The sequence below is a fragment of the Mycolicibacterium sediminis genome (genome assembly GCF_010731735.1).
GTDB lineage: Bacteria > Actinomycetota > Actinomycetes > Mycobacteriales > Mycobacteriaceae > Mycobacterium > Mycobacterium sediminis.
Genome location: NZ_AP022588.1, coordinates 5079862 through 5105016 on the forward strand (window position 1 = coordinate 5079862; position 25155 = coordinate 5105016).

The following is a 25155-nucleotide window of genomic DNA, read 5'->3' on the forward strand; positions in this document are numbered from 1 at the left end:
GCCGGAGCCGCTACTTCTTGCCGCCCAGCAGGCCGCCGAGGATGTCGCCGAGCCCTCCGCTGCCCTTCCCGCCGCCGAGGACACTGCCCAGGATGCTTCCCAGCGGGTTGTCGCCGCCACCTTTTCCACCGCCCAGGATGCTGCCGAGCACGTCGCCGATTCCCCCGCCCGAACCCGTCTGACCGGCGGGTCCGCCGCCCGACAACTTCTTGCCGATGTACGCCAGCACGATCGGCGTGAGGATCGGCAGCAGCTTCTGGATCAGATCCGAGTTGCCGCCACCACCGCCCGCCAGCGCCGACGCCACCTGGCCGGTGTCGTTGCCCCCGAAGATCTTGGCGACGGCCTTCGAGCCGTCGGCCTGGTCGACGCTCACCCCGCCGTCGAGCAACCCGCGCGCAGCGTGGTCACCGGCGGCGTTCTCGATGCCGGCGGCCTGGCCGGGGTCCTGCGCATTCTGCTGCAGGCCGCCGACGAGCAGTGGAACGAGGGTCCGGACGGCCCCGTTCACCTCGCCCTCGTCGGCTCCGAGCCGGGCCGCGATCTGGGCCGTGGGGATCTGGTCGAACAGTTCGTCGAGGCCGGCCATGACGTGTCCACCTTCGTCGCTGGGATGTCAGTCGATCCCCTGCGACACTAGCCGCCGCGCGCCCGTCGTGCGGTGGGGTCAGGCGAGCCGTTCGGTGGTCAACGTGACCTCGGCGCCCGGGAACCGGGCGAGCAGCGCGTCGCCCATCGCCGCCGCCGGTGTCAGGACGCCGTGCAGGTCCGACAGCTCGTCACGGTCGAGGGCCAGCGCCAGACCGCACTCGCCGAGCAGTACCGACGTGGCCTTGTAGCCGGGGTCGCCCTGCTGGGACATCGTGGCGCGATACCGGGCACCGGAAGCGGTCGTCGTGTACGTCTCGACGGTGTAATGCCCCTTCTCCCTAGTGCTCTCGCTGGGCCCGGTGCCGGGCTTGGGAAGGATGCGCTCGATCAGGCCGCGCGGCAGCTTGTTGAAGTACCGGCCTCCGAGTCCCAGCATCGCTGCGTTGGCGGCGGTGTCCATCGCCGCCGCCACCGGCGCGACGATCGAGGAGCCCATGCTCATGGTCTCGGCGTACCGGAAGGTGCGGCCGTAGGACCAGTCGAGCAATGCGTTGCTGCGCCGCACGATTCGCGAGTTCGGGGCGCCCATCGCGAAGGCGCCCGCCCAGATGCCGTCCAGTTCCGGGGCGATCTCGCGGCCCCGGCGCCACGGGGTGTCCGTCTGATGTCCCAGCTCGGGCTCGGCCCCCCGGTCGGTGCTCAGGGTGTAGGGATCGTTCATCTCGCGCCGCGCCTCCGGGTCGGACGATGCGGTGTCCAGCACCTCGAGCATGGACGCGAGGGTGCCGCCGGAGATGCCCCCGGCGAAGCGACGGACCACGAGGGTGGTGTCTCCCAGCGGCCCCGTGCCGTCGCGCTCTGCTTCCCGGTGCAGCGCATACACGGTGAGGTCGGAGGGGATCGAGTCGAACCCGCACGCGTGCACGATCCGCGCACCGTTGTCGGCTGCCTGCTTGTGATAGGTGTCGATGCTCTCGCGGACGAACATCGTCTCGCCGGTCAGATCGGCGTAGTCGGTTCCGGCGGCGGCGCACGCGGAGACCAGGGGCAGCCCGTACTTGGTGTAGGGACCGACCGTGGTCACGACGACGCGGGTCCGCGATGCCATGTCGTTCAACGAGGACGGTTGCGAGGCGTCGGCCTCGATCAGCTCCCAGTCCGCGGCAGCCGGCCCGAGTGAGTCGCGGACGTCTCGGAGCTTCGTCGCCGACCGGCCCGCGAGCGCGATGCGGGCGTTCCCGCCATGTCTGGCCAGGTAGTCCGCGGTCAGCTTCCCCACGAATCCGGTGGCGCCGTACAGGACGATGTCGAACTCTCGCTGTGCTGCGGTCATAGCCCCAACCTACCGGTCGGTGGTCCGGCGTCCGGCTCAGCCGAGGGCTTCGGGAAGGTCTTCGTCGAGGCCGAGGACGTGCACGCCGAGGAACGAGGCGACCACCTGGTACCAGATCTTGGCGTGCTGCGGCGAGGCGATCCAGTGCCCCTCGTCGGGGTAGTAGAGGAAGCGGTGCGGGCTGGTGCCGTCAGCCGCGGCGGGTAGACCGGAACACGACAGCAGTTCGTACCAGAGGCGGAGTGCCTCGCCGACGGGAACGCGGTAGTCCTTGTCGCCGTGCACGACGAGCATCGGCGTACGGATGTCGCCGACGGAGCGGTGGGGCGAGTTGCGGTCGGTCATCTCCCCGGTCATCTCGCGGGCCCACCAGTCGGCGCCGTCGGTGGTGTGCGCGAACTGATCGAGCGCCCACAGGCTGGCATGGGTGACGATGGCCCGAAATCGGTCGGTGTGTCCGGCGATCCAGTTGGCCATGTAGCCGCCGAACGACCCGCCCATCGCCGCCGTGCGCGTGCCGTCGACGCGCGGGTGGTCTTGTGCCGCGTCGACGGCTGTCATCAGATCGGCGTAGGGCGCCTCACCCCACGCGCCCCAGCCGCGCTGTACGAATTCCTGTCCGTAGCCCGTCGACAACGCGGGGTCGGGCAGCAGCACCGCGTATCCCCGCGCGGCCAGCAGCCAGGGACACCACCGCCAGTGCCAGGCGTTCCAACTGTTCAACGGGCCGCCGTGGATCCACAGCGCCAGGGGCGCCGGGTCGGATCCGTCGGGTAGGACCAGCCATGACCGGACCGTCGCGCCGTCAGCGGTCACGGCGGTCGTCTCGACGAGATCGCCGGGCAGCGCCGGAACGTCTACGCACGGTAGGGACGTGGCCGTGCCGTCCGCGGCCACACGCACCGGATGCGGGGGGAACGCGTACGAACTGCGCAGCGCGTAGAAGCCGCCACCGGGGGCCGGCGTCACGTTCGTGTACGTGAAGTCGTCGTCGGTGAGGCGCGTGACCGTCGAGTCGGTCGGGTCGACGGCGAACACTGGGCCGCGGCCGTTCTCGTCCGCGGTGACGAGCAGGACCGACCCGTCGTGCGCCCACGCAACCGAGGTCGGCCAGCGATCCCATCCCGAGGCGAGCTGAATGGGATCCTCGCCGAACACGGAGTACCACAACGTGATTCGGGGCGCTTGCTCGGGCGTGCTGAACGACTCGCGAAGGTAGGCGACGCGCGATCCGTCCGGTGACACGGCGGGATGGGACAGGTCGGCGTCGGGGTCGTCGACGACGGTGGTCTTCGCGCCGTTGTCCGTGTTCCAGCGCACCAGGATGACCCGACTCGATGCGCCCGGCGCCGGAACCCGCCACGTGGCGATCGCGAAGTGGCCGTCGCGGCTGACGTCGACGTCCGCCTCGCGCAGCGCCGGCCCGGGGTTCGGCGTCAGGTCGCGCAGGCCGTCGAGGACCAGCAGGTGAGGCTGCGCCGGCCCGATGTCGTGGTCCCAGAACCGCACCGGATATCCGGAGTGCAGCACCGCCGACACCTTGCCGTCCTTGCGAAGCGCCCGCAGCCGCCCGTCCTCTTCGACGTCACCCGCCGACGGCAGCAGAGCCGCACCGACGAGCACGACGTCGGCGCCCCGCGCGGGCAGTGCGGCGTCGACCCCACCTGGCAGCGCGAGTTCCACGTGCGCTTCCCCACCGGCCGCTGGTAACCGCCAGAGCGTCGATGGAGGCTTCTCCTCGTCGGGTCCCGGCCTGCGGGCCAGGAAGAGGAGGTCGCCGTCGTGGGTGAACACCGGCGCGGACTCCCCCGTGCCGCCGTGGGTGATCCGCCGTGCCGGTTCGACGCCGTTGGGGTCGAGTTCCCATACGGCGGTGATGAATTCGGTCGCTGCGTCGTTCAGCTCGGCGATCGTGGTGACGACGCGCTCTCCATCGGGCGACACGGCGAGGCCGGCTACGCGAGGTAGTCGCAGGAAGTCGTCGAGATCGTGGAATGGCGTCGAGGTCACGCACCCGTGGTAGCACACTGCCCTTCCGTTCGCGCTGACGCCGTGAATCAACGCAGCCGAACCTGAAGGCTTGGCATCTCGAATTCCCCTGTGTCACTTGCATTTCAGTGGTCCCACCTTGCCCTGAACTCTTCGAGTTCTCTTACCTCCAAACCCTTGAAAGTTAGCTTCTTCGAACGTATGTTCGAAGTATGTCGGTCGATGAGGTCCTCGCAGCGCTCACCGCGCTGCTAGACGCCTACGACACCTTCGATCGCTGCGACCTCGAGAGTCTCACCAGCCCCCAACTGCTTCAGGTCCTCGACCGGCTGCAGACCCTGGGCTGCCAACTGCCCACCCAGGACCACCGGATCTTGGCCCGCCTGCGCGCCGAGACGACGCCGTCGGAGTTGGGGGCGAAGTCCTGGCGCGACGTCCTGGCGACCCGGTACCGCATCTCGACCGCCGAGGCCGGGCGCCGGCTCACCGACGCCGAGCACCTCGGCCCCCGCCGGACGCTGACCGGGGAGCCGATGGCGCCTCGGTTGGCGGCGACCGCCGCGGCGCAGCGGCTGGGATTGATCACCGGCGAGCACGTCACCGTGATCCGCAAACAACTCAAGAAGGTTCCCGGCTGGGTCGACGGCGCGACCCGCGACCAGATCGAAGTCGACTGGGTCCGCCACGCCGTCGGGTGCGGGCCCACCGAACTGGAGAACCTCGCACGGCGCACGGTGTTCCTGCTCGATCAGGACGGCCCCGCTCCCGACGACACCGAACGCGCCCGCCGCCGCAGCCTCGTCTTCGGTAAGCAGCAGGACGACGCCATGACCGGGATGCGCGGCAATCTCACCCCGACGGCGTACGCCGTGTGGGAGGCCCTCGACGCCCGGTTCTCCGCCCGAGGGATGTGCAACCCCGCCGACGAGCACCCCTGCACCACCGGCACCCCCACCCAAGACCAGATCGACGGCGACCTACGCACCCTCGAACAGCGCCGTCACGACGCGTTCGAATACATCGGCCGGATGGCCCTGGACAAGACAGAACGCGGCCAGCACGGCGGCCTACCCACCACCATCATCGTCCGCACCACCCTGCAGGACTTGGCCACCCGGGCGGGGATCGGTGTCACCGGCGGCGGCACCCTCATCCCCGTCGCCGACGTCCTCACCATGGCCGCACGGAAGGATGCCACCAATTACCTCGCGGTGTTCGACGACGCCACCGGCGCGGTCCTGGACCTGTTTCGCACCCGCCGCACCGCCTCGGTCGCCCAACGCCTGGCGTTGATCGCCCGGGACGGGGGTTGCACCAAACCCGGCTGCACCGTCCCCGCCTACCGCACCCAGGTCCACCACGCCGCCGCCGACTGGAGCAATGGTGGGGACACCAACGTCGACGACCTCACCCTCGCCTGCGGGCCCGACAACCGCGCCGTCGGCCCCGGCGGCTGGACCACCCGCCTCACCGACACCCACCACGTCGAATGGATCCCCCCACCCGGCCTCGACACCGGCCAGACACGCACCAACGACTACCACCACCCCGAAACACTGCGCCCACCACCACAGGACGCCTGGCAACCACCCGAATGGCAACCACCCACGCCGACGGCCGGCGCCGACGACGCGGCAGTCACGGCTACCGACCCCGCGACGAACCCCACCACCGACGATCGGCATCACGCCGAACCGTGGATGCCCGAACACGATGCTCCAATCGTCGACGAACCCGCCGACGAACCCGCCGACTACGAGCGAGTCGACCACGACGACGCGACCGCCGACACCCACGACGAGCCCATCCCATGGTGGTCCGTGGACCCCGCCTGGCAGGCCGCCGACGCCGCACGCACAACGCGCAAACGCGCCACCGACCAGCCCGCAACCGCGCGCGACGAACCGCCAGCACCCTCAGCGGAAGCGGCCACAACCGACGACTTGGTCGCCGCGCATCCCGACCCGCCAGACCCGCACGGCGACAACGACACCCACGGACCCGGCGCACCAGCACCACCCACCAGCACCACCGCGGCCTAGCCGCGTCGCAGTGGCAACCGGCATCGCCTGCCGTCTCAGCTTCGGTTTGATTTTCAAACCGTCCACCGGCAAGCTTGTGCCATGTCCACCGCGCTCCTGGCCGACCTTCCGGGACGGCCGTGCCCGATCGCGGCGGCGCTCGAAGTCGTCGGCGAGAGGTGGGCGCTTCTCGTGGTGCGCGAGATCATGCTCGGATCGACCCGGTTCGGCGACATCGTCCGCGGCACCGGCGCACCCCGCGACCGCATCGCAGCCCGACTCAAGAGCCTCGAGGCCGCCGGCGTCGTCGCCCGGGTGCCACGCACGCCGCGTCGCGACGAGTACGCACTCACGGACTCCGGTCGCGCGCTCACCCCGCTGCTCGGCGCCCTGCTGACGTGGGGCATCGACCATGCGGTGGCCGACGACGATCCCGACCGAACACGTCACAACCGCCTGACCCTTTCGAAGGAGACTCCGTGACCGCCGAACCGATGTCCGATACCCGGGAGTGGGGCGAACGTCGCACCAAAGTCGTCGAGTGGCACGACCCGACCCCCACGACGGCCAAGGGACTGTCGATGGCCGGCCTCGACTATCTGCAGGCGATGGTCGACGGCGTCCTGCCGCCACCCCCGATCTCCGGTCTGATGGCCTTCGAGATGACGTCGGTCGAGTCCGGCCGCGTGGTGTTCACCTGCACGCCGGACGAATCGGCCTTCAACCCGATCGGCGCCGTCCATGGCGGCCTCGTCTGCACGCTCCTCGACTCCGTCGCGGGATGCGCGCTGCACAGCACCCTTCCGCAGGGCAAGGGCTATACCTCGATCGAGATAAAGGTCAACTACCTCAAAGCAGTGCGGCCGGCGAACGGGCCGTTGGTGGCGACGGGCACCGTGGTCAAGGCGGGCTCGCGCGTCGGGTTCACCGAGGGCGTGGTGACCGACGCGACGGGCGCAGTCGTCGCGACGGCGACCAGCACGCTGCTGGTGTTCGACATCTGACCCGCGTTAGCGTCGAGGCGTGACGCAACGGATTCTCGTCGTCGGCGCGGGCATCGCCGGCCTGGCCAGCGCCGTGGCGCTGCAGCGCCAGGGTCTCGACGTGACGGTCGTCGAGGAACGTTCCGACACCGCGTCCGGATCCGGAATCAGCATCTGGCCCAACGCCTTGGCCGCATTGGACGAGATCGGCCTGGGTGACGCGGTCCGCGACTCGGGCGGCCGCGTGTCAGCCGGTGCGATGCGGTGGCGCGACGGGTCCTGGCTACGACGCCCGTCCCCCGAGCGGATCGTCACCGCACTCGGCGAGCCGCTCGTCGTCGTGCGGCGATCCGACCTCATGGCACGGATCTCCGACGCCCTCGTCGACGGCACCGTTGAACATGGTGTGAGCGCAACGAGTTTCGCCACAGTCGGTCGCGGCGTCCGTGTCATGCTGTCGGACGGCAGCACCCGCGACGCCGCGGCCGTCATCGGCGCCGACGGTGTCGGTTCGGTGGTCGCACGACACCTGAACGGGACACTGCGGCGGCGGTACGCCGGCTACACCGCCTGGCGGGGTGTCACCGCCTACCCGATGGACCCCGACCTCGCCGGCGAGACCATGGGCCCCGGAACGCAATTCGGCCACGTCCCCCTCGGTGACACGCACACCTACTGGTTCGGCACCGAACGCGCCCCCGAAGGGGGATCCGCCCCAGGCGGCGAACTCGCCCACCTCCGACGGAAGTACGCCGAATGGGCGGAACCGATTCCGGCGCTGCTCGCTGCGACCGATCCGGACGCCGTCCTGCGCAACGACCTGTACGACCGCGACGAGGCCAAGGTGTGGTCGCGCGGACCGATCGTCATCGTGGGCGATGCCGCGCATCCGATGCGCCCGCACCTCGGTCAGGGCGGGTGTCAGGGGCTCGAGGACGCGGCGGTGCTGGGCCATTGCGTCGGGCTCGACGACGACCTGCCGACCGCCTTCGCCCGGTTCGCCGCGGCCCGGCGACCGCGTGCGCTGGCACTCGCTCGGGAGTCGAGGATGATCGGCAGGGTGATCAACACCCGGCCCGCCGTCGTGGGCGCGGCACTGATGCGAGCATCGGCGGTCCTACCCGAGGCCGCCCTGACACGACATCTGGCGTCGATCGCCTCCCGCACCGCCTTCACGCTGCCGTCCTGAGCGGTCTCAGCCCGCCTGGCTGAACACGGCGAGGGGCCCGAGGACCGTCGAGCACATCTTGCGCAGGTCGAGGATGCCGAAGACGCCACCGGGACGGATCGCGTCGCACCCGGTTCCCGTCCCCGCCCCACCAGCGGTCGCCGGCGCGGTCGGGGTCCGCCACACTGCGGGAGTACCACCGAGCGGGCCACACTTCGGCCACGCCTTGACGCCCTGGCTCTGCAGGACGTTCTCGGCCACGCGGATTTGTTCTGCGCGTGACGCCGACGCCGGCGAACCATACCCGCCGTTGGAACTCCAGGTCGCCTGCTTGAACTGCAGGCCACCGTAGTGGCCGTTGCCGGTGTTGGCCGCCCAGTTGCCACCGGATTCGCACTTGGCGACGGCGTCCCAGTTCATGGTGTCCGCCTGCGCGATGCCGCTCGAGAGTGCGGTGGAAGCAGCGGTCGCGAGGAGCGCGAACGCCCCGGTGAACACGACCAGGCGTAGCGCCCTGGCGACGACGGATCGCAGACCCGTGACGGCGGTGATGCGTGGTGCGATGCTGAGGTTCATCTCTGCGGTCCTTCCCCGACCGGTTGACATGAGGACCGCTGCGGCGTGTCGCACGTTGCCTGGCGCAGTCATGTGATAGGTCGTGTGACCCGCTTCACGTGTTACAGAAGAGGTGGGGGATCTTTACCGGGGCGTGATGGAACTCAGTGATGCACGAGGTAGGTGGGACCAGAAAGGCGGTGCCGGCCTGAGCCGTGCACCGCCTTCGAGGAATGAGTCAGCCGCGTCGACCGCAGACCGGCCACGCGCCGATGCCCTGGCTGTGCAGCACGTTGTTGGCCACCCGGATCTGCTCTTCACGGCTGGCCTGGTGCGGCGATCCGCTACCGCCGTTGGAACGCCAGGTTCCCATCGTGAACTGCAGACCGCCGTAGTACCCGTTTCCGGTGGCGGTCGACCAGTTGCCTCCGGACTCGCAGGCGGCAACGGCGTCCCAGTTCACGGAGTCCGCATTCGCAGGTCCGGCCGCCGCCACCATTCCAGCCATCGGAGCCACCACGAGGGCTCCGGCGATGGTGGCCAGGCCGAACGTCATACGGATGTTCTTCAAACTCGTTCCTTTCGCCATGCGCGCACCAGTCCTCGTCCGCGCAGCCGCGGACGAGCGACGCCTGGTCACCCAGGCAAGAAGGTTGGGTCGTGCCGTCTCCGTCGGGCACGACAGCAGGAACGTCGGATCGCGTCACCGGACGTATCCGGCCGACACGCAGGCACGGGGTGGTCCCGACCCGCCGCATCTCCTGCTCACACGCAAGTTCGTGAATGTGTAATTGTTTGCTCCCTGAGGAGACGATGGGACGCTACAAATGATTTCGGCCGAAGTCACATGCTGAATCCGGCCGATCACGGACGATAACGATTCGGTCACGGTCCGGTTTCGGACGTATACCCACTGGTCAGCAATGGTGTCTAGACCATCTGAACGAATGACTGACGCTCGCGTCATTCGTGATGCAGGTCACCAGCTTTTTGTGAGCTGGCGCACCTCGAGCGCTGGCTCATCTCGAGTGACTGCGGTGATTCCCGCTGTCTCACAGCACATCTGCAGCATGGGCCGTGAAACATCCTGCAGCGGTTCGCCGTGGCGGACGACACGGTGTCGTCCGGCGTCATGACAGATAGCAATGTGGCGCAACCGTTTTGGATTCGACGCGCGATTGAGCGACGCCGAAGCACTCACGAATGATGCAGCAAAAGTGTTGTTCAACAATGACTTTCAGAAGCCGAAGCGGGTGACATTGGATGCCTCCACGGTCCGGCGGGAGTCACCTTCGCCGGACGGCAGGGTATTTCGAGGTTGCGGCGGCAATGGAGTCACCTTGCGCTGCAATTCGAAAGGCGTCGATTCGGCGCGCTTTACACCCGTTCGATCACCGCGACGGCGAAACCCGTTGGCACATCGATCATCCGATCCGCCACCAAGCTGCTCGCGCACGCACGGACGTGGTGCAATGGTCGCAATTCGGTCGTGAACACCATGCCCCACCGGTCACGAGAACTCGAACAGAATGGTCGAACGGCGGAATCACCAATTAATCACGACGTAATTCGTAATTTGCTGGCGGAATCTACCGGAGATCGGCCGGGGTGTTGGCGTTGAGCAGCGACCGCTGCTCGGGCATCACCACCCGCTGGGTGTCCACGGTGTCGAGGAGCGCACGCATGCTGCGCTCCCCTGCTGCGACGAGGTCGTCGGCTCGGGTCGCCAGGGCGCTTCGGTAGATCCCGGCGAGATAGTGGTCGCGTCCATCCCACGGCAGTACGACGTCGACCCCGAGCCGCTGGGCGGGCCCGAGCAGCGCGTCGATCAGGTCGACGTCGAGATGAGGCATGTCCACGGCACTGACGAACGCCAGGTCGAAGCCGGCGTCAGCCGCGGCATGCAGGCCACGGGCGGTCGCGAGGAGGGGACCGACGCCCCGCACCTCGTCACGGAGCACCGTGGCGTCGAGGGCGGGAAGCGGTTGGCCGGGGGCCGCGATGACGAATACGCGGTCACAGCGCAACGTCAGCGTCGCCACCACCCGTTCGACCAGGGTGACCTCACCGTCGGCTCCGGGGATGCGCAGCGTGGCCTTGTCACGGCCCATTCGCCGCGAGGCCCCGCCGGCCAGTACGACGGCGGCCAGCGGAGCTATGACGTCAGTCGACGGTCCAGGTGTCTTTCCCACGGAGCAAGGATTGCAGAGCCGCGGTGTCGTGGGGCTTGGAATCCATGGCAGAACTCACCTGATCCCGAGCCATCTCGTCGTACGTGGGTCGGCTCACCTGACGGAAGATGCCCATCACGGTGTGCTCGAGGTTCTGCTCGGAGAGCCGCGAGAGCGCGAACGCGTACGCCGGGTCGTCGATCTCGGCGTTGTGCACGACGATGTCGGACGGGTCGACGTCGGCGGTCTTGCCGACCTCGAGTCCGTAACCGGACTTCACGACGCAGAACTCGCCCTCGGCACCGAAGGTGATCGGCTGACCGTGCGCGACGTTGATGAGCCGCTCCTCGGCGCCTTCCTTGCGCAGCGCGTCGAAGGACCCGTCGTTGAAGATCGGGCAGTCCTGCATGATCTCGACCAGCGCGGCGCCGCGGTGCGCCGCAGCGGCACGCAGCACCTCGGTGAGGCCCTTGCGGTCGGAGTCCAGCGCCCGGCCCACGAACGTCGCCTCGGCGCCCAGCGCCAGCGACACCGGGTTGAACGGGTAGTCCAGCGAGCCCATCGGGGTCGACTTGGTGACCTTTCCGACCTCGGAGGTCGGCGAGTACTGGCCCTTGGTCAGGCCGTAGATCCGGTTGTTGAACAGCAGGATCGTCAGGTTCACGTTGCGGCGCAGCGCATGGATCAGGTGGTTGCCGCCGATGGAGAGGGCGTCACCGTCACCGGTCACCACCCACACCGACAGGTCCTCGCGGGCCAGCGCGAGCCCGGTCGCGATGGTCGGGGCGCGGCCGTGGATCGAGTGCAGACCGTAGGTCTCGAGGTAGTACGGGAAGCGGCTCGAGCAGCCGATGCCGCTGACGAACACCATGTTCTCGCGACGCAGCCCCAACTCGGGGAGGAAGTTGCGGATGGTGTTGAGGATGACGTAGTCACCGCAACCGGGGCACCAGCGGACCTCTTGGTCGCTGGTGAAGTCCTTGGCCTTCTGCGGCTGGTCGGTGGTCGGCACCGCGCTGGTCTTGGTCAGAGCAGCGGGGGTCAGGCCGAGATCGGCCCCAATCACGTCAGTCATGCGTCAACTCCCATGTCCACGGTGGCGGCGGCCAGCCGTGCGAACTTGGCCTTGTCAGTTTCCTTCTCCGCGAGCGTTCCGTCCAACGCCGCGTCGATGATGCCCTCGACCTCGTCGGCCAGGAACGCCATGCCCTCCATCTTCGTGACGGACTGCACGTCGACCAGGTACTTCGCCCGCAGCAGCGTGGCGAGCTGGCCGAGGTTCATCTCCGGGGCGACGACGGTCGGGTAGGCCTTCAACACGTCGCCCAGGTTGGCCGGGAACGGGTTCAGGTGACGAACGTGGGCGTGGGCCACCTTGATGCCCTGCCGCCGGGCGCGCCGGCATGCCTCACCGATGGGACCGTAGGAACTGCCCCATCCGACGAGCAGCAGTTCGGCCTCGCCGCTCGGATCGTCGACCTCGATGTCGGGCACCGAGATGCCGTCGATCTTGGCCTGACGCAGCCGCGTCATGAGGTCGTGGTTGGCGGGCTCGTAGGAGATGTTGCCCGAGCCGTTCGCCTTCTCGAGCCCACCGATGCGGTGCTCGAGTCCGGGGGTCCCGGGTACGGCGAACTGCCGTGCGAGCGTCTCCGGGTCGCGGGCGTAGGGCTGGAAGGGCTCGCCCTCCTTGGCGAAGGTGTGGTCGATCGCCTCGTAGGACTCGACGTCCGGGATTCGCCACGGCTCGGAGCCGTTCGCGATGGCGCCGTCGGACAGGATGATCACCGGCGTGCGGTACGTCAGCGCGATGCGCGACGCCTCGACGGCGATGTCGAAGCAGTCCGACGGCGAGCGCGGTGCCAGCACGGCCACCGGTGACTCGCCGTTGCGACCGTAGAGCGCCTGCAGGAGATCGGACTGCTCGGTCTTGGTGGGCAGGCCCGTGGAGGGACCACCGCGCTGCACGTCGACGATCAGCAGCGGCAGCTCCATCATGACGCCGAGGCCGATGGCCTCCGACTTCAGCGCGACGCCGGGGCCCGAGGTGCTGGTGACGCCGAGTGCGCCGCCGTAGGACGCACCGAGTGCCGCGCCGATGCCGGCGATCTCGTCCTCGGCCTGGAAGGTGAGGACGTTGAAGTGCTTGTGCTTGGACAACTCGTGCAGGATGTCCGACGCCGGCGTGATGGGGTACGTGCCGAGGATGACCTGCGTGTTGGCCAGCTGACCGGCGGTCACGATGCCGTAGGCGAGCGCCGTGTTACCGGAGATCTGGCGGTAGTCACCGGAGTTCAGCTTGGCGGGCGACACCTCGTAGGTGGTCGCGAACGCCTCGGTGGTCTCGCCGTAGTTCCAACCCGCCTTGAGCGCGAGGACGTTGGCCTCGGCGATCTCGGGCTTGCGGGAGAACTTCTCGCGGATGAACGATTCGCTGTGCGCCAGTTCGCGGCCGTACATCCAGGACAGCAGTCCCAGGGCGAACATGTTCTTGGCGCGCTGGCCGTCCTTCTTGGTCGCCCCGATCGCCTCGACGGCGCCGAGCGTCAGCGTCGTCATCGCGACGGCCTGCACGACGTAGTCGGACAGCTCCTCCGAGTCGAGCGGGTTGCTCTCGTAACCCACCTTCGCCAGGTTGCGCTTGGTGAACTCGTCGGAGTTCGCGATGATCAGCCCGCCGCGCGGCAGATCCGCGACGTTGGCCTTGAGCGCGGCGGGGTTCATCGCCACCAGCACGTCCGGCCGGTCACCCGCGGTGAGGATGTCGTAGTCCGCGATCTGGATCTGGAACGACGAGACACCCGGCAGGGTGCCCTGTGGCGCGCGGATCTCTGCGGGGTAGTTCGGTTGCGTCGCAAGGTCGTTGCCGAACAACGCCGCCTCGGACGTGAAGCGGTCGCCGGTCAGCTGCATGCCGTCACCGGAGTCACCGGCGAAGCGGATCACGACCTTCTCGAGCTTCTGCCGCGGCGCGGTACCGCCGTTGCTGGTGCCGTTGCCGCTCAGACTCACGACCCCTGCCTTTCGCGATTGGACCGGGCGGCCATCCCGGGTCGCGATCGAAGCCTCCGGAGAGGCCGATGTCGCGCGATGCGCCGCCGGTATGACACGCCAGAATTTTTCTGTCACTGGCAGTACCGATTATTGCACTTCTCTTAGGCTGACCTGCGCCGGGCACGCCGGTTACCAGCAGGTAAAGGACCGCGATGTGCGCAGGTCAGAGGGTGCGAATTCGACGGGCGGGGGGAAAGTTTGTGGTCTTCGTCACTTTTCGAGAACGTCGTTCTCTAAGATCGGGGTTACCGACCGGTAGCCCGACGGGCGGACGCCCTACCAGCGCCTACGGCGAGCCGACGGAACGACGTTCTTGACGCTTGTCGAGTTCTCGGGCGACCAGTTCGCTGGCCTGTTCGGCCGACGGCACGGGATCGTCGCCCGCCGCCCGGTGCGCGACGTAGCACGCGGTGAACATGTCGCCCGCTCCCGTGGTCTGCACGCCGTCGACCCGCCAGGCCGCCGGAACGCGCTCGACGGAGCCGTTCGTGTAGATGTCGCAGCCCTCGGATCCGTAGGTCACGACGATCTCCGGGACGCCAAGCAGCTTTGCGGCCGCGAGATCGAAGTCGCCGTCGGCGACCACCACGGCTTCGTCCTCGGCGAGCTTGAGCATGTCGAGGTGCTGCAGCATGTCGGGCGCGAAGTTCCGGTCCTCGACGAGGGGCCCCACCCGGTCCGCACGCACCAGTCCCTGGCCGTCGTAGGCGACGCGGTGTCCGCGCGCCGCGAGCAGCGCGAGGGTCTCGGCGGGGAAGTCGGTGCGCAGCAGTGGCGCCAGGTGCACCCAGGTGGTGTCCGGGTTCGCGGCGGCGATCTCGGCGGCACCCCATACCGGGCCGATGGTGTCCACGGACATGCGACGGTGGTCGACGTCGACGTAGTCGAGGCGGAATCCGCTGGTGACCGTCGACGGCAGGATCCGCACGATCGTCCCGAACCTCTCGACCAGGGGGTCGAACAGCGCGTGGTCCTCCGGCGCCCCCAGGGCGGCGATGTGACCCGGGCCGCCCACGGCCTCCAGGGCGACGCCGGCGAACGAGGCACATCCGCCCGGACTGGGCGGCGCGCCGTTGATCACGTCGATGGCCAGGTTGCCGAGCACGGTCACCCCGTTGACGAGCCCTGGCTGCACCGATCGATCTCCTGAATGCGCGAAGTTCCGCACCCGAACGATCGTCGGGGTGCGGCGAAATGGTAGTCGCAGAAACCGGGAAGCACGATTCACGGGTCGGACCGCGTCGGTCAGGCCGGCATGTTGTAGGGCGTGATCACCTGAATCGGCGCGGGCCGGACGGACTCGGACGGCAGTGCGCCGTGCTGCTGGAGGACCTGCCGGATCGCCAGACGGGCGTCGGCGCGCAGGTCGTTGTGCAGGACCACCGAGACGAGTCCCTCGCGCAAGAGTCGCCGATTGTCGGCATCGAGGTCGTGGGCGATGAACACGCGGCACGTCCGGCCCAGCCGGGCGAACGCATCGACCGTCGCAGCGTTGCCGCCGCCCGGCGAGTACACCGCCTCGATCCGGGGATGGCGTTCCAGCGCCTCGAGCACCAGCCGTTCGGTCGTGGCGTCTATGCCGTCACCGTCGCTGACCTCGACGATGGCGCGGCCCGAACCGCGCAGGCCAGATCGGAACCCGACCTCGCGCTCACCTTCGCCGCGAAACACCGTACGACTCAACGTGATCAGGACGTCGGCCGGTTCGCGACCCAGCCACTGCTCCATCAGATAGGCCGCGGTGACGCCGGCGCCGTGGTTGTCGATGCCGACGTAGGCACACCGCGCGCTGGACGGTACGTCCGTCGTATAGGCGACGACGGGCACACCCCCGGCGACCAGGGCGTCGACGGCCTCGACGACCGCCGGTTCGTCCTGCGCCTTGAGCACGACGCCGTGGCTGCCGCGGATGCGCGAGAGCGTGTCGACCATCTGCGCCGTCTCCCCCGTCTCCCACAGGTGGAACCTCGCCCGCACCATCGCGGGCGCGAAGGCCGGCAGTTCCGCCTCGATCGCCGCGCGGAAGGCATCGGAGAAGCGCCGCGGGGTGTGCATCACGACGTCGATCAGGAAGCGGCGACCACTGAGACGGAGTTGTGCCCGCTGCTTGTCCAGGTCGGCGATCGCCTGCGTGACCTCTGCGCGGGTGTTCTCCCGGACGCCGGGGCGGTCGTTGAGTACGCGGTCGACGGTCGCCTCGCTCAGCCCGGCCTGCTGCGCGATCTCGCGGACCTTGTATCGGTGCGCCATCCCGGACCTCCCCCTTCCCCGTGAGCAGTCGCGAACTCCCCTGTTTCGGCCCGCACGAGGGGAGTTGGCGACTGCTCGCGGGAGAAGGGTAGCGCGCGCTGAGGTGTTTTTGACGGCTTTTTGGTGTTGATCGAGGTCCACGTCACAGCCAGACTCATGGACATGACCAGAGCCGCGACGACGACCGGAGCGTGGATCGAGCAGTCGGACCACGACCTCGACGCGTTCCACGCAGAGGTGGCCCGGGACACCGATCCGGCCGACTACCCGACGGCCACTCACGTGCGCCAGGGCGTCGTCGTCTACTCGGCCGCCGCGGTCGCGGGTGCCGACCGGCGCGCGCTGCAGGCCGAACTCATTCGTGCACTGATGGACGGACCCGGTGTCGTCGCCTTCGAGGACGCGTTCTCACACGACGTCGTCGACGCGGCGTCCGAGGCCTTCACCGCGATCATCGACGCCCAGCGCGCCGAGGGCGGCGTGGCGGGCGACCACTTCGGCAAGGCCGGCGCCAACGACCGGATCTGGAACGCCGCGCAGAAGTTGGCACTGCATGCGCCCGAGGTGTTCGCCGAGTACTACGCCGCCGACGTGCTCGCACTGGTCTGCGAGGCGTGGCTCGGCCCGCGCTACCAGGTGACCTCGCAGGTCAACGTCGTCAATCCCGGCGGTGGAGCGCAGGTCCCGCACCGCGACTTCCACCTCGGCTTCGTCGACCCGGACCAGCTGAGCGCCTACCCCGCCCACGTGCACGCGCTGTCGCCGGCGCTGACCCTGCAGGGCGCCGTCGCCCACTGCGACATGCCGCTCGAGAGTGGACCCACGATGCTGCTGCCCCACTCGCAGCGGTTCACCGCCGGCTACGTCGCGTTCTACCGCCAGGAGTTCATCGACTACTTCGCCGCCCACCACGTGCAACTTCCGCTGCGCAAGGGGGACGCAGTGTTCTTCAACCCCGCGCTGATGCACGGCGCCGGCGCCAACACCTCGACCGACATCCGCCGCATGGCGAACCTGCTGCAGATCTCGTCGCCGTTCGGGCGGGCGATGGAGGCGATGGACCGCACCGCGATGGTCCGGGCCGTCTATCCGTCGCTGCTGGCCATGAAGGCCGCCGGCCGCTCCGAACGCGACCTCCGCAACGTGGTCAACGCGACCGCGGAGGGATACGCGTTCCCCACCAACCTCGACCGGGACCAGCCGATCGGCAGCCTCGCGCCACCCAGCCAGGTGGACACCGTGCTGGCCGCCCTCGCCGACGGGCTCACCCCGCAAGCACTCGACCTCGCACTCGTAGATCAAATCGGACGGAGAATCACATGACCACCCTCGGAGTGATCGGACTGGGCCGCATCGGCGCCTTCCACACCGAAACCCTCAGCGGCCTCGACGGCATCGACGGGCTGGTGATCACCGACGAGCGTGGTGACGTGGCCGAAGCGGTGGCCGCCAAGCACGGCGCCAGGTACGTGGCGACCGTGGACGAGCTGCTGTCGTCGGGCGTGGACGGTGTCGTCGTGGCCGCCGCGACGCCCGCCCATGCGGAGCTGACGCTGGCCTCCGTCGCACGCGGCATCCCGACGTTCTGCGAGAAGCCGATCGCGTCCACGGCCGTCGAGAGTGCGCGCGTCGCCGAGGTCATCCTGGCCTCCGGCGTACCCGTCCAGGTGGGCTACCAGCGCCGGTACGACGCGGCGTTCGCCGCCGCGAAGCGCGCCGTCGACGACGGATCGCTGGGCCTCCTGCACACCGTGCGCAGCACCACGATGGATCCCGCTCCCCCGCCGCTGGACTACATCAAGGGCTCGGGCGGCATCTTCCGCGACTGCGCGGTCCACGACTTCGACGTCATCAACTGGATCACCGGGCAACGCGCCGTCGAGGTGTACGCGACCGGCACGGTGCAGGGCGATCCCCTGTTCGCCGAGTACGGCGACGTTGACACCGCGGCCGTCATCGTGAGGTTCGACGGCGGCGCCCTCGGCGTGGTGTCCAACGCCCGCTACAACGCGCGCGGCTACGACTGCCGCCTCGAGGTGCACGGCTTCGACGACAGCGTCGCCGCCGGCTGGGATCAAGGCGTTCCGCTGCGGAACACCGACCCGCACAACGAGTTCCCGACCGGGCCGTCGCACGGCTTCTTCATGGACCGCTTCACCGAGGCGTTCCGCACCGAACTCGCGGCGTTCGTCGAGGTGACGAAGGGCGGCCCCGTCCTCGGCGCGACGGTCGCCGACGCGGTCGAGGTGGCGTGGCTGGCCGAGGCCGCCACCGAATCCCTGCGCCGCGGAACGCCCGTCACCCTGGAGGAGGTCAGGAACGCGTGAGCACCGTGAAGATCGCGGGAGCACCGATCTCGTGGGGTGTGTGCGAGGTGCCCGACTGGGGTCACCAGCTCGATCGCGAGCGGGTGCTGCGCGAGATGCGCGGCGCCGGTCTGACCGCCACCGAGTTGGGACCCGACGGCTTCCTACCGTCGGACACCGCCGAACTGACTGCGGTACTGAATGGGCACGACCTGGCCTGCGTCGGCGGCTTCGTGCCGGTGGTCCTGCACGACACCGACCACGACCCCGCCGCCGACCTCGCCGGACCATTGGAGTCCCTGGTCGCCGCCGGTGCCGGCGTGGTGGTCCTCGCCGCCGTCACCGGGTCCGACGGTTACGACGCGCGCCCAGTGCTCGACGACGCCCAGTGGCTGACGCTGCTGACGAACCTCGACCGGCTGGCGGCCATCGTCGAATCCCGCGGACTGCTGGCGGTGCTGCACCCGCACGTCGGGACTCTGGTGGAGACCCGTTCGGACGTGGACCGCGTCCTCGCGGGGTCGGCGATCCCGCTCTGCCTGGACACCGGTCACCTGATGATCGGCGGCACCGATCCCCTCGAACTGGCCAAGGCAGTCCCCGGCCGGGTGGCGCACACACACCTCAAGGACGTCGACGCCGCACTGGCCGCGAAGGTCCGGTCCGGCGAACTCACCTATACCGAGGCCGTCAAGGCGGGGATGTACACCCCGCTCGGCACCGGCGACGTCGACATCGCGGGCATCGTCTCGGTGTTGCGGGACAACGGCTTCGACGGATGGTTCGTCCTCGAGCAGGACACCATCCTCGACGCCGAGCCGACCGGTGAGGGTCCCGTTCGGGACGTCGTCACGAGCGTGGCGTACCTGCGGGCCATCACGTCGTGAGCCGTCAGCGAGAAGCGCAGCGGGATCGCGCATGAGCCTGCGCATCGGCGTTCTCGGGGCCTCGCGGATCGCCGAGAACGCGATCGTCGGGCCCGCCGCCGAACTCGGCCACCGATTGGTCGCCGTCGCGGCCCGGGACCGTTCGCGCGCCGAGGCGTTCGCCGAGAAGTACGTCGTGGAGCGCGTCCTGGACGGTTACCAGGACGTCATCGACGACCGAGACGTCGACGTGATCTACAACCCCCTCGCCAACTCGCTGCACGCGCCATGGAACCTCGCGGCGATCGCAGCGGGGAAACCGGTACTCGGCGAGAAGCCCTTCGCCAGAGACGAATCCGAGGCGCGCCGCGTCGCCGACGCTGCGGACGCCGCCGGGGTGTCGGTGCTGGAGGGGTTCCACTACTTCTTCCACCCGGTGACCCAGCGCGCGTTCGCACTGGCCGCCGACGGCAGCATCGGCGAGGTGACCCGGGTCGAGGTGCGGATGGCGATGCCGACACCCGACGACGGGGATCCGCGATGGTCACTGGAGATGGCCGGCGGGGCACTGATGGACCTCGGCTGCTACGGGATGCACGTCATGCGGTCCCTCGGCCGCCTCGCCGCACCAGGCATCGACGGGGCACCCTCGGTCGTGCGTGCCGTGGCCGAGCAGCGCACTCCCGGCGTCGACGCCTCCTGCGACGTCGAGGTCGCCTTCCCCGGCGGTGCCACGGGTCTCAGCACGAACTCGATGACGGCAGAAGACTATTCGTTCACGATCGCCTTGACCGGGACGGCCGGCGAGCTGCTGGTGCACGACTTCATCCGCCCGGGGAGCGACGACCGGTTGACGATCCGCACCGCCGACGGGACCGTCGTCGAACGCTTGGGGACGCGTTCGTCGTACTCGCATCAACTGGAGGCGTTCGCCGCGCACGTCGAGGGCGGCGGTCCGCTGCCCTTCGGTACCGACGATGCCGTGGCGAACATGGCGCTCGTCGACGCTGCCTACCGTGCTGCGGGCATGCAGCCTCGCTGACGTACACGACTACCGGGAAGAAGTGACAATGAGCCAGTTCGAACTCGCGATCAGCGCGGAGATGGTGTTCACCGACCTGCCGATCGTCGATCGCGTCCGCCGCATCCACGACATGGGTTTCGCCGCCGAGATCTGGAGCTGGGACGACAAGGACCTCGACGCTCTTGCCGCCACCGGCGCGACGTTCACCTCCATGACCGGCTACCTGCACGGCGACCTCATCGACCCCGAGACCGCGAGCGAGGTGCTGCGTACGGCGAAGCTGAGCATCGAGGCCGCGCAGACGCTGGGCGTCACGCGACTGAATCTGCACACGGCCGAACTCGTCGACGGGTTGCCGGCGCGTCCACGTCTGCGGGCGACGGGTGAGATGTGGACGACCGCGCTACGAACGCTCGAGGCCCTCGGCGAGATGGGCGCGTCCGCGGGAGTGCAGTTCTGCGTGGAGAACCTGAACACGATCGTCGATCACCCCGGCGTGCCGTTGGCCCGCGCCAAGGACACCCTCGCCCTGATCGAGGGGGTCGGCCACCCGAACGTGAAGATGATGCTCGACCTCTATCACGCCCAGATCGGCGAGGGGAACCTCGTCGACCTCGTCCGGCGCTGCGGCGATGCGATCGGGGAGGTCCAGGTCGCCGACGTCCCCGGCCGGTGCCAGCCGGGGACGGGTGAGATCTTCTATCCGGCGATCGCGAAGGCGCTGTCGGACGTGGGATATCGCGGCACGGTGGGCCTGGAGGGCTACGCGGCCGGAGACGATGCCGCAGCGCTCGAGGCCTTCCGCGCCGCATTCACGCTCTAGCCGGCGAACCTGTCGGCGAGGGAGGTGAGGGTCGACTCGATGCCCTCGGCGTTCTTCTTGTGGTAGCCGGTCAGTTCGATGAAGATCGGCAGCTTGGCGGTCGAGTAGTCGAACGTCTCGGTGACCTTCGTGGTGCCGGGGCTCACCTCGGCGAGGTCCCAGCGCCAGCGGTGTCCGAGGGGATGCTGCCACTCGACGACCCGGTTCTCCTCGACCTCGGTGGCCTTGGAGGTGATCTTGTACGGCACGCCGTACTGCGTCATGCCCACGGTGAACTTGTCGCCCGCGGACAGGCGCTTCGGCCCCTTGACGTCGACGTCCCGCACCGTGCCCGAGCCGTCGATCTCGGCGTGCCGGTGCGGGTCGGCGACGAGGGCGAACACCTCTGCGACGGGAGCCGCGACCTGGACGCTGCGGCTCACCCTGCGCGGACCCGTGTTCTCTGTCTTCAGCGTGGAGGTAGTCATGCCTCCCTCATACCCGGCGCGGGGCAGCGCGACACACCCGTCCCGCGCCGGGCGTCGGGACTACTTCGGGGGCATCCTGATGCCGCCGTCCACCCGGACCACCTCGGCGTTCATGTAGGAGTTGGTGAGTAGTTCGATCACCATCGAGGCCAGCTCGTCGGGCTTGCCCAGTCGGTGCGGGAACAACACCGACTGACCGAGCTTGGCCTTGAAGGCCTCCGAGTCCTCGCCCTCGCCGTAGATCGGGGTGTCGATCAGGCCCGGCGCCACGGTGTTGACGCGGATGCCCACGGCCGACAGGTCGCGAGCCACCGGCAGGGTGAGGCCGACGACGCCGCCCTTGGACGAAGAGTAGGCGGCCTGGCCGATCTGGCCGTCGAAGGCCGCAACACTGGTCATGTTGACGATCGCGCCCCGCTCACCGGTATCGGTGAACTCGTTGCGGCCCATGGCCGTCGCGGCCAGCCGGATGCAGTCGAACGTGCCGACCAGGTTGATGGCCAACACCTTCTTGTAGGCGTCGAGGTTGTGCGCCGAGGCGAACTCCCCGTCCTTGCCGATCGTCCGCTGGGCCCAGCCGATGCCTGCGGAGTTCACGAGTGCCCGCAGCGGGCCGAGGTCGGCCGCCGTGTTGACCGCGTCCTCGATCTGCTCGGTTTTGGTGACGTCGACGCCGACGAAGACGCCGCCGATCTCGTGGGCGAGTTCCTGTCCGCGCTCCGCGTTCAGGTCGGCGACGACGACCCTCGCGCCCTTGGCGGCCAGTTGACGTGCGGTCGCCGCGCCGATGCCCGACGCGCCTCCGGTGACGATTGCGCTAGCTCCATTGATGTCCACGAGGACACCCTAGGCCAGCGCACCACGGCGGTCGGCAGGCCTCGACTCGTCCCGGCATGGTGCCGTCGACCCGCGCACCACCAGGTCGGGCGCGTGCCGGACGTCCACCACGGGTCCGTCCTCGTGCCGGATCCGGGCCAGGGCCGCGGCACCGGCGTCCTGTCCGAGCCGACGCGCGTGCTGATCGACGGACGTCAGGTCGACCCCGTGCAACCGGGCGATGCGCGAATCGTCGTACCCGACCAGGGACAGGTCCTCCGGGATGCGTAAACCGAGCGAGTACGCCGCCTCGCGGACGCCCAGCGCCATCTCGTCGTTGTGGGCGAACACCGCCGTCGGAGGGTCGGCCACGTCGAGCACCATCCGCGCGACGCCCTCGGCGGCCTCCTGCGAGTAGCCACGAGCGACGACGGTCTGTGGCGTTCTCCCGGCCGTCGTCATCACCGCCTCGTACGTACGGCGGCGCAACAGATGACCTTCGTACTCGTCACCGGTGAGGTGCGCGATGCGGCGGTGCCCGAGGTCGAGCAGGTGTCTCGTCGCCGCCTCGGCGCCGGCCTCGTCGTCGGCATAGACGCAGTCGACCCCCGGCACCCGACGCGCGACGCTGACCAACGGGACCGCCTTCGCGAGCGCTCGAACGTCGACGTCGGTCAGCATGAGGGTGGCGGCGATGACCACTCCGACACGGGCGTCGACGAGCGAGTCGACCGCCTGCTGGTCGGTGGGTTCATCGGCGTCCGACACTGCCAGCACGACGCGGTTTCCGGAGCGCTCCAACGCATCTCGGACTCCCCGGTAGACGTCGGCATACACCTCGTTGCGGAAGTCCAGCAGGTAGAGACCGATCGTCGTGCGGGTCTTTGCGGCGAGATCGGCGGCGATGGCGTTGTGTCGGTATCCCAGCGAGCGTGCCGCCTCGAGGATCGTTCGACGCGACGCCTCACTGACGCCGGGAGCCCCCCTGAAGGCCAGGGAGACGAGCGCCCGGGAGACGCCCACCTCCTGCGCGACGTCGTCTTGCGTCACCGGGCGCTGTCTGCGCCTCCCACTGGGGTCCCGCACGGCGCAATGGTCCCACGAACCTCGACGCCGGCACCGCGAATCGTCCATTTGTCCGTATGGCTTTACAAATGCCTAGCGCGCGCTAGTCTGGGGTTACCTGTGACGGGCATCACCGTCATCCAGCAGTGCCGGCGCGCCCCGCGCGCCGATCGACGAAGGAGCCACGAGATGACCGCACATGCGGAATCGGCGGCGGAAGCCGACCTACCACCACTGACCAGCGGCCCGCACCGGAGCCGGATCGGCGTCATCTCCGTCGTCGCCTGCCTGGGCGGCCTGCTGTTCGGCTACGACACCGGCGTGGCCAACGGCGCCGAGGGCCCGATGGCACGGGAACTCGGGCTCTCGCTGCTGCAGCTGGGCGTCGTCATCAGCGCGCTGCTGTTCGCCGCGGCGATCGGCGCGCTGGTCGGCGGGATCATCTCCGACGCGATCGGGCGGCGCAAGACGATCCTGATCCTCGCGGTGCTGTTCTTCGTCGGCGTCCTGCTGGTCGTGTTCTCACCGGCCGGGCCGGAGCCCGGGACCTTCTCCGCGACGGGCTTCGCCACGCTGGTGGCAGGCCGCATCGTGCTCGGCCTCGCGGTCGGCGGGGCATCGACGGTGGTGCCCGTGTTCCTCGCCGAACTCGCACCCTTCGAAATCCGCGGCTCGATCACCGGGCGCAACGAGTTGGCGATCGTCGTCGGCCAGTTGTCCGCGTTCGTGGTGAACGCGATCCTCGGCACGACCCTGGGCCACGTGGACGGCGTGTGGCGCATCATGTTCGCGGTCTGCGCCCTGCCCGCCGTCGCCCTGTTCATCGGGATGCTGCGGATGCCCGAGTCGCCGCGCTGGCTGGTGGAGAAGGGTCGGAACGACGAGGCGCTCGCGGTGCTCAAGACCGTCCGCTCCGAGGACCGGGCCCTGGCGGAGATCGCTCAGGTCGAACTCATCGCCAACCAGGAGAAGGAGAGCCACCAGATCGGGATCCGCGCCATCATGGCCAGCAAGTGGCTGCGGCGCATCATCTTCGTCGGCATCGGTGTGTGCATCACCCAGCAGCTCACCGGCATCAACTCGATCATGTACTACGGCACCAGGGTTCTCGAGGAATCCGGTATGGGCGAGGAGGAGGCCGTCCTCGCCAACATCGCCTTCGGAGTCGTCGCCGTCATCGGCGGCATCATCGCCCTGCGCAACATGGACCGGATCGACCGCCGCAAGACGTTCATGATCGGCCTGACGCTGACCACGACGTTCCACTGCCTCGTCGGGGTGGCGTCGATGCTGCTGCCGGCAGGTAATCCGGCACGGCCCTACGTGATCCTCGTCCTCGTCGTCGGTTTCGTGCTGTCGATGCAGACCTTCCTCAACGTGGCCGTCTGGGTATGGCTGGCAGAGGTCTTCCCCCTGCACATGCGCGGCCTCGGCATCGGCATGGCGGTCTTCTTCTGCTGGGTCACCAACGGAATCCTCGGGTTGTACTTCCCCACCCTGGTGGCGACCATCGGCATCACGGGGTCCTTCTTCCTGTTCGCCGGGATCGGCGTCGTAGCGTTGCTGTTCGTGTACACCCAGGTGCCGGAGACCCGCGGCCGCTCGCTCGAGGCGCTCGAAGAGGACGTCTCGACCGGTCAGATCTACGTCGGCCTGCGCTGAGGCGGTGACCC

Annotated in this window: 23 protein-coding genes; 10 read left to right on the plus strand and 13 right to left on the minus strand. The window is 68.9% G+C overall.

The genetic code is table 11. The features are described 5' to 3' along the window. Positions 1-10: 10 nt before the first annotated feature. From G6N64_RS24220 to G6N64_RS24230, 3 genes are all read right to left on the minus strand, one after another. Positions 11-589, minus strand: a complete 579-nt coding sequence (locus G6N64_RS24220) for a DUF937 domain-containing protein (RefSeq protein WP_163800375.1) — start codon at positions 587-589, stop codon at positions 11-13. Positions 590-667: 78 nt separating this feature from the next. Further along, complete coding sequence (locus tag G6N64_RS24225; protein ID WP_163800376.1) at positions 668-1924, minus strand: saccharopine dehydrogenase family protein; 1257 nt, start codon at positions 1922-1924, stop codon at positions 668-670. A 36-nt stretch (positions 1925-1960) separates the two neighbouring features. After that, positions 1961-3934: a S9 family peptidase gene (locus G6N64_RS24230; RefSeq protein WP_163800377.1), complete on the minus strand. Its 1974-nt coding sequence runs from the start codon at positions 3932-3934 to the stop codon at positions 1961-1963. Between the two features lie 191 nt (positions 3935-4125). Here G6N64_RS24230 and G6N64_RS24235 point away from each other — a divergent pair, with 191 nt between their 5' ends. The 4 genes from G6N64_RS24235 (at position 4126) to G6N64_RS24250 (ending at position 8106) form a co-directional block, all read left to right on the plus strand. Then, positions 4126-5955: an HNH endonuclease signature motif containing protein gene (locus G6N64_RS24235; RefSeq protein ID WP_163800378.1), complete on the plus strand. Its 1830-nt coding sequence runs from the start codon at positions 4126-4128 to the stop codon at positions 5953-5955. Positions 5956-6036: 81 nt separating this feature from the next. Further along, the gene (locus G6N64_RS24240) at positions 6037-6417 is read left to right on the plus strand and encodes a winged helix-turn-helix transcriptional regulator (RefSeq protein WP_163800379.1); all 381 of its coding nucleotides are present in this window, start codon (positions 6037-6039) and stop codon (positions 6415-6417) included. Further along, the gene (locus tag G6N64_RS24245) at positions 6414-6938 is read left to right on the plus strand and encodes a PaaI family thioesterase (RefSeq protein WP_246230785.1); all 525 of its coding nucleotides are present in this window, start codon (positions 6414-6416) and stop codon (positions 6936-6938) included. The genes G6N64_RS24240 and G6N64_RS24245 overlap by 4 nt, the downstream gene beginning before the upstream one ends. Before the next feature lie 19 nt (positions 6939-6957). Continuing rightward, the gene (locus tag G6N64_RS24250) at positions 6958-8106 is read left to right on the plus strand and encodes an FAD-dependent oxidoreductase (RefSeq protein ID WP_163800380.1); all 1149 of its coding nucleotides are present in this window, start codon (positions 6958-6960) and stop codon (positions 8104-8106) included. Positions 8107-8112: 6 nt separating this feature from the next. On the opposite strand, the gene G6N64_RS24255 is transcribed toward G6N64_RS24250, so the two are convergent. The 7 genes from G6N64_RS24255 to G6N64_RS24285 all read right to left on the minus strand — a co-directional run bounded on the left by G6N64_RS24255 (position 8113) and on the right by G6N64_RS24285 (position 16115). Next, positions 8113-8661 (minus strand): transglycosylase family protein, encoded by a 549-nt coding sequence (locus G6N64_RS24255; protein ID WP_163800381.1) that lies wholly within the window; start codon positions 8659-8661, stop codon positions 8113-8115. Positions 8662-8878: 217 nt separating this feature from the next. Further along, positions 8879-9211 (minus strand): transglycosylase family protein, encoded by a 333-nt coding sequence (locus G6N64_RS24260; RefSeq protein WP_163800382.1) that lies wholly within the window; start codon positions 9209-9211, stop codon positions 8879-8881. 1018 nt (positions 9212-10229) lie between these two features. Beyond that, complete coding sequence (mobA, locus tag G6N64_RS24265; protein ID WP_264002388.1) at positions 10230-10832, minus strand: molybdenum cofactor guanylyltransferase; 603 nt, start codon at positions 10830-10832, stop codon at positions 10230-10232. Further along, positions 10804-11886 carry a 2-oxoacid:ferredoxin oxidoreductase subunit beta gene (locus G6N64_RS24270; RefSeq protein WP_163800383.1) on the minus strand — a complete coding sequence of 361 codons (1083 nt, stop codon included), beginning with the start codon at positions 11884-11886 and terminating at the stop codon, positions 10804-10806. The genes mobA and G6N64_RS24270 overlap by 29 nt, the downstream gene beginning before the upstream one ends. After that, the gene (locus tag G6N64_RS24275; protein ID WP_163800384.1) at positions 11883-13823 is read right to left on the minus strand and encodes a 2-oxoacid:acceptor oxidoreductase subunit alpha; all 1941 of its coding nucleotides are present in this window, start codon (positions 13821-13823) and stop codon (positions 11883-11885) included. The genes G6N64_RS24270 and G6N64_RS24275 overlap by 4 nt, the downstream gene beginning before the upstream one ends. A 328-nt stretch (positions 13824-14151) precedes the next feature. Then, positions 14152-14976 (minus strand): PfkB family carbohydrate kinase, encoded by an 825-nt coding sequence (locus tag G6N64_RS24280; RefSeq protein ID WP_163802085.1) that lies wholly within the window; start codon positions 14974-14976, stop codon positions 14152-14154. A 134-nt stretch (positions 14977-15110) separates the two neighbouring features. Further along, positions 15111-16115, minus strand: coding sequence for a LacI family DNA-binding transcriptional regulator (locus tag G6N64_RS24285; protein ID WP_163800385.1), 1005 nt, complete (start codon positions 16113-16115; stop codon positions 15111-15113). Positions 16116-16277: 162 nt separating this feature from the next. Here G6N64_RS24285 and G6N64_RS24290 point away from each other — a divergent pair, with 162 nt between their 5' ends. The 5 genes from G6N64_RS24290 to G6N64_RS24310 are packed head-to-tail and all read left to right on the plus strand — an operon-like array spanning position 16278 to position 21134. After that, positions 16278-17438 (plus strand): phytanoyl-CoA dioxygenase family protein, encoded by a 1161-nt coding sequence (locus G6N64_RS24290; protein ID WP_163800386.1) that lies wholly within the window; start codon positions 16278-16280, stop codon positions 17436-17438. Further along, the gene (locus G6N64_RS24295) at positions 17435-18442 is read left to right on the plus strand and encodes a Gfo/Idh/MocA family protein (RefSeq protein ID WP_163800387.1); all 1008 of its coding nucleotides are present in this window, start codon (positions 17435-17437) and stop codon (positions 18440-18442) included. Before G6N64_RS24290 ends, G6N64_RS24295 begins: the two co-directional genes overlap by 4 nt. Then, a complete protein-coding gene (locus G6N64_RS24300) occupies positions 18439-19308 on the plus strand; it encodes a sugar phosphate isomerase/epimerase family protein (protein ID WP_246230786.1) in 870 nt (289 codons plus the stop codon). Before G6N64_RS24295 ends, G6N64_RS24300 begins: the two co-directional genes overlap by 4 nt. Before the next feature lie 31 nt (positions 19309-19339). Continuing rightward, positions 19340-20329 carry a Gfo/Idh/MocA family protein gene (locus G6N64_RS24305; protein WP_163800388.1) on the plus strand — a complete coding sequence of 330 codons (990 nt, stop codon included), beginning with the start codon at positions 19340-19342 and terminating at the stop codon, positions 20327-20329. 28 nt (positions 20330-20357) lie between these two features. Continuing rightward, entirely contained in the window at positions 20358-21134 is a 777-nt protein-coding gene (locus G6N64_RS24310; RefSeq protein ID WP_163800389.1) for a TIM barrel protein, read from the plus strand. Here the strand turns inward: G6N64_RS24310 and G6N64_RS24315 are convergent. From G6N64_RS24315 to G6N64_RS24325, 3 genes are read right to left on the minus strand one after another with little or no spacing between them, the layout of a single operon-like run. Continuing rightward, on the minus strand, positions 21131-21601 hold the full coding sequence (locus G6N64_RS24315) for an SRPBCC family protein (protein ID WP_163800390.1): 471 nt from the start codon (positions 21599-21601) through the stop codon (positions 21131-21133). The genes G6N64_RS24310 and G6N64_RS24315 overlap by 4 nt on opposite strands. A 60-nt stretch (positions 21602-21661) precedes the next feature. After that, a complete protein-coding gene (locus G6N64_RS24320; RefSeq protein WP_163800391.1) occupies positions 21662-22438 on the minus strand; it encodes an SDR family NAD(P)-dependent oxidoreductase in 777 nt (258 codons plus the stop codon). A 9-nt stretch (positions 22439-22447) separates the two neighbouring features. Beyond that, complete coding sequence (locus G6N64_RS24325) at positions 22448-23467, minus strand: LacI family DNA-binding transcriptional regulator (RefSeq protein WP_197748303.1); 1020 nt, start codon at positions 23465-23467, stop codon at positions 22448-22450. Between the two features lie 204 nt (positions 23468-23671). Between G6N64_RS24325 and G6N64_RS24330 the strand changes: the two genes are divergently transcribed. Next, positions 23672-25144, plus strand: a complete 1473-nt coding sequence (locus G6N64_RS24330; RefSeq protein ID WP_163800393.1) for a sugar porter family MFS transporter — start codon at positions 23672-23674, stop codon at positions 25142-25144. Positions 25145-25155: the final 11 nt, after the last annotated feature.

Coding starts and splice junctions, on each gene's coding strand:
- G6N64_RS24310 (WP_163800389.1), top strand. CDS start 20,358: ATGAGCCAGTTCGAACTCGCGATCAGCGCGGAGATGGTGTTCACCGAC.
- G6N64_RS24225 (WP_163800376.1), bottom strand. CDS start 1,924: ATGACCGCAGCACAGCGAGAGTTCGACATCGTCCTGTACGGCGCCACC.
- G6N64_RS24290 (WP_163800386.1), top strand. CDS start 16,278: ATGACCAGAGCCGCGACGACGACCGGAGCGTGGATCGAGCAGTCGGAC.
- G6N64_RS24315 (WP_163800390.1), bottom strand. CDS start 21,601: ATGACTACCTCCACGCTGAAGACAGAGAACACGGGTCCGCGCAGGGTG.
- G6N64_RS24270 (WP_163800383.1), bottom strand. CDS start 11,886: ATGACTGACGTGATTGGGGCCGATCTCGGCCTGACCCCCGCTGCTCTG.
- G6N64_RS24240 (WP_163800379.1), top strand. CDS start 6,037: ATGTCCACCGCGCTCCTGGCCGACCTTCCGGGACGGCCGTGCCCGATC.
- G6N64_RS24305 (WP_163800388.1), top strand. CDS start 19,340: ATGAGCCTGCGCATCGGCGTTCTCGGGGCCTCGCGGATCGCCGAGAAC.
- G6N64_RS24255 (WP_163800381.1), bottom strand. CDS start 8,661: ATGAACCTCAGCATCGCACCACGCATCACCGCCGTCACGGGTCTGCGA.
- G6N64_RS24220 (WP_163800375.1), bottom strand. CDS start 589: ATGGCCGGCCTCGACGAACTGTTCGACCAGATCCCCACGGCCCAGATC.
- G6N64_RS24285 (WP_163800385.1), bottom strand. CDS start 16,115: ATGGCGCACCGATACAAGGTCCGCGAGATCGCGCAGCAGGCCGGGCTG.
- G6N64_RS24295 (WP_163800387.1), top strand. CDS start 17,435: ATGACCACCCTCGGAGTGATCGGACTGGGCCGCATCGGCGCCTTCCAC.
- G6N64_RS24235 (WP_163800378.1), top strand. CDS start 4,126: ATGTCGGTCGATGAGGTCCTCGCAGCGCTCACCGCGCTGCTAGACGCC.
- G6N64_RS24330 (WP_163800393.1), top strand. CDS start 23,672: ATGACCGCACATGCGGAATCGGCGGCGGAAGCCGACCTACCACCACTG.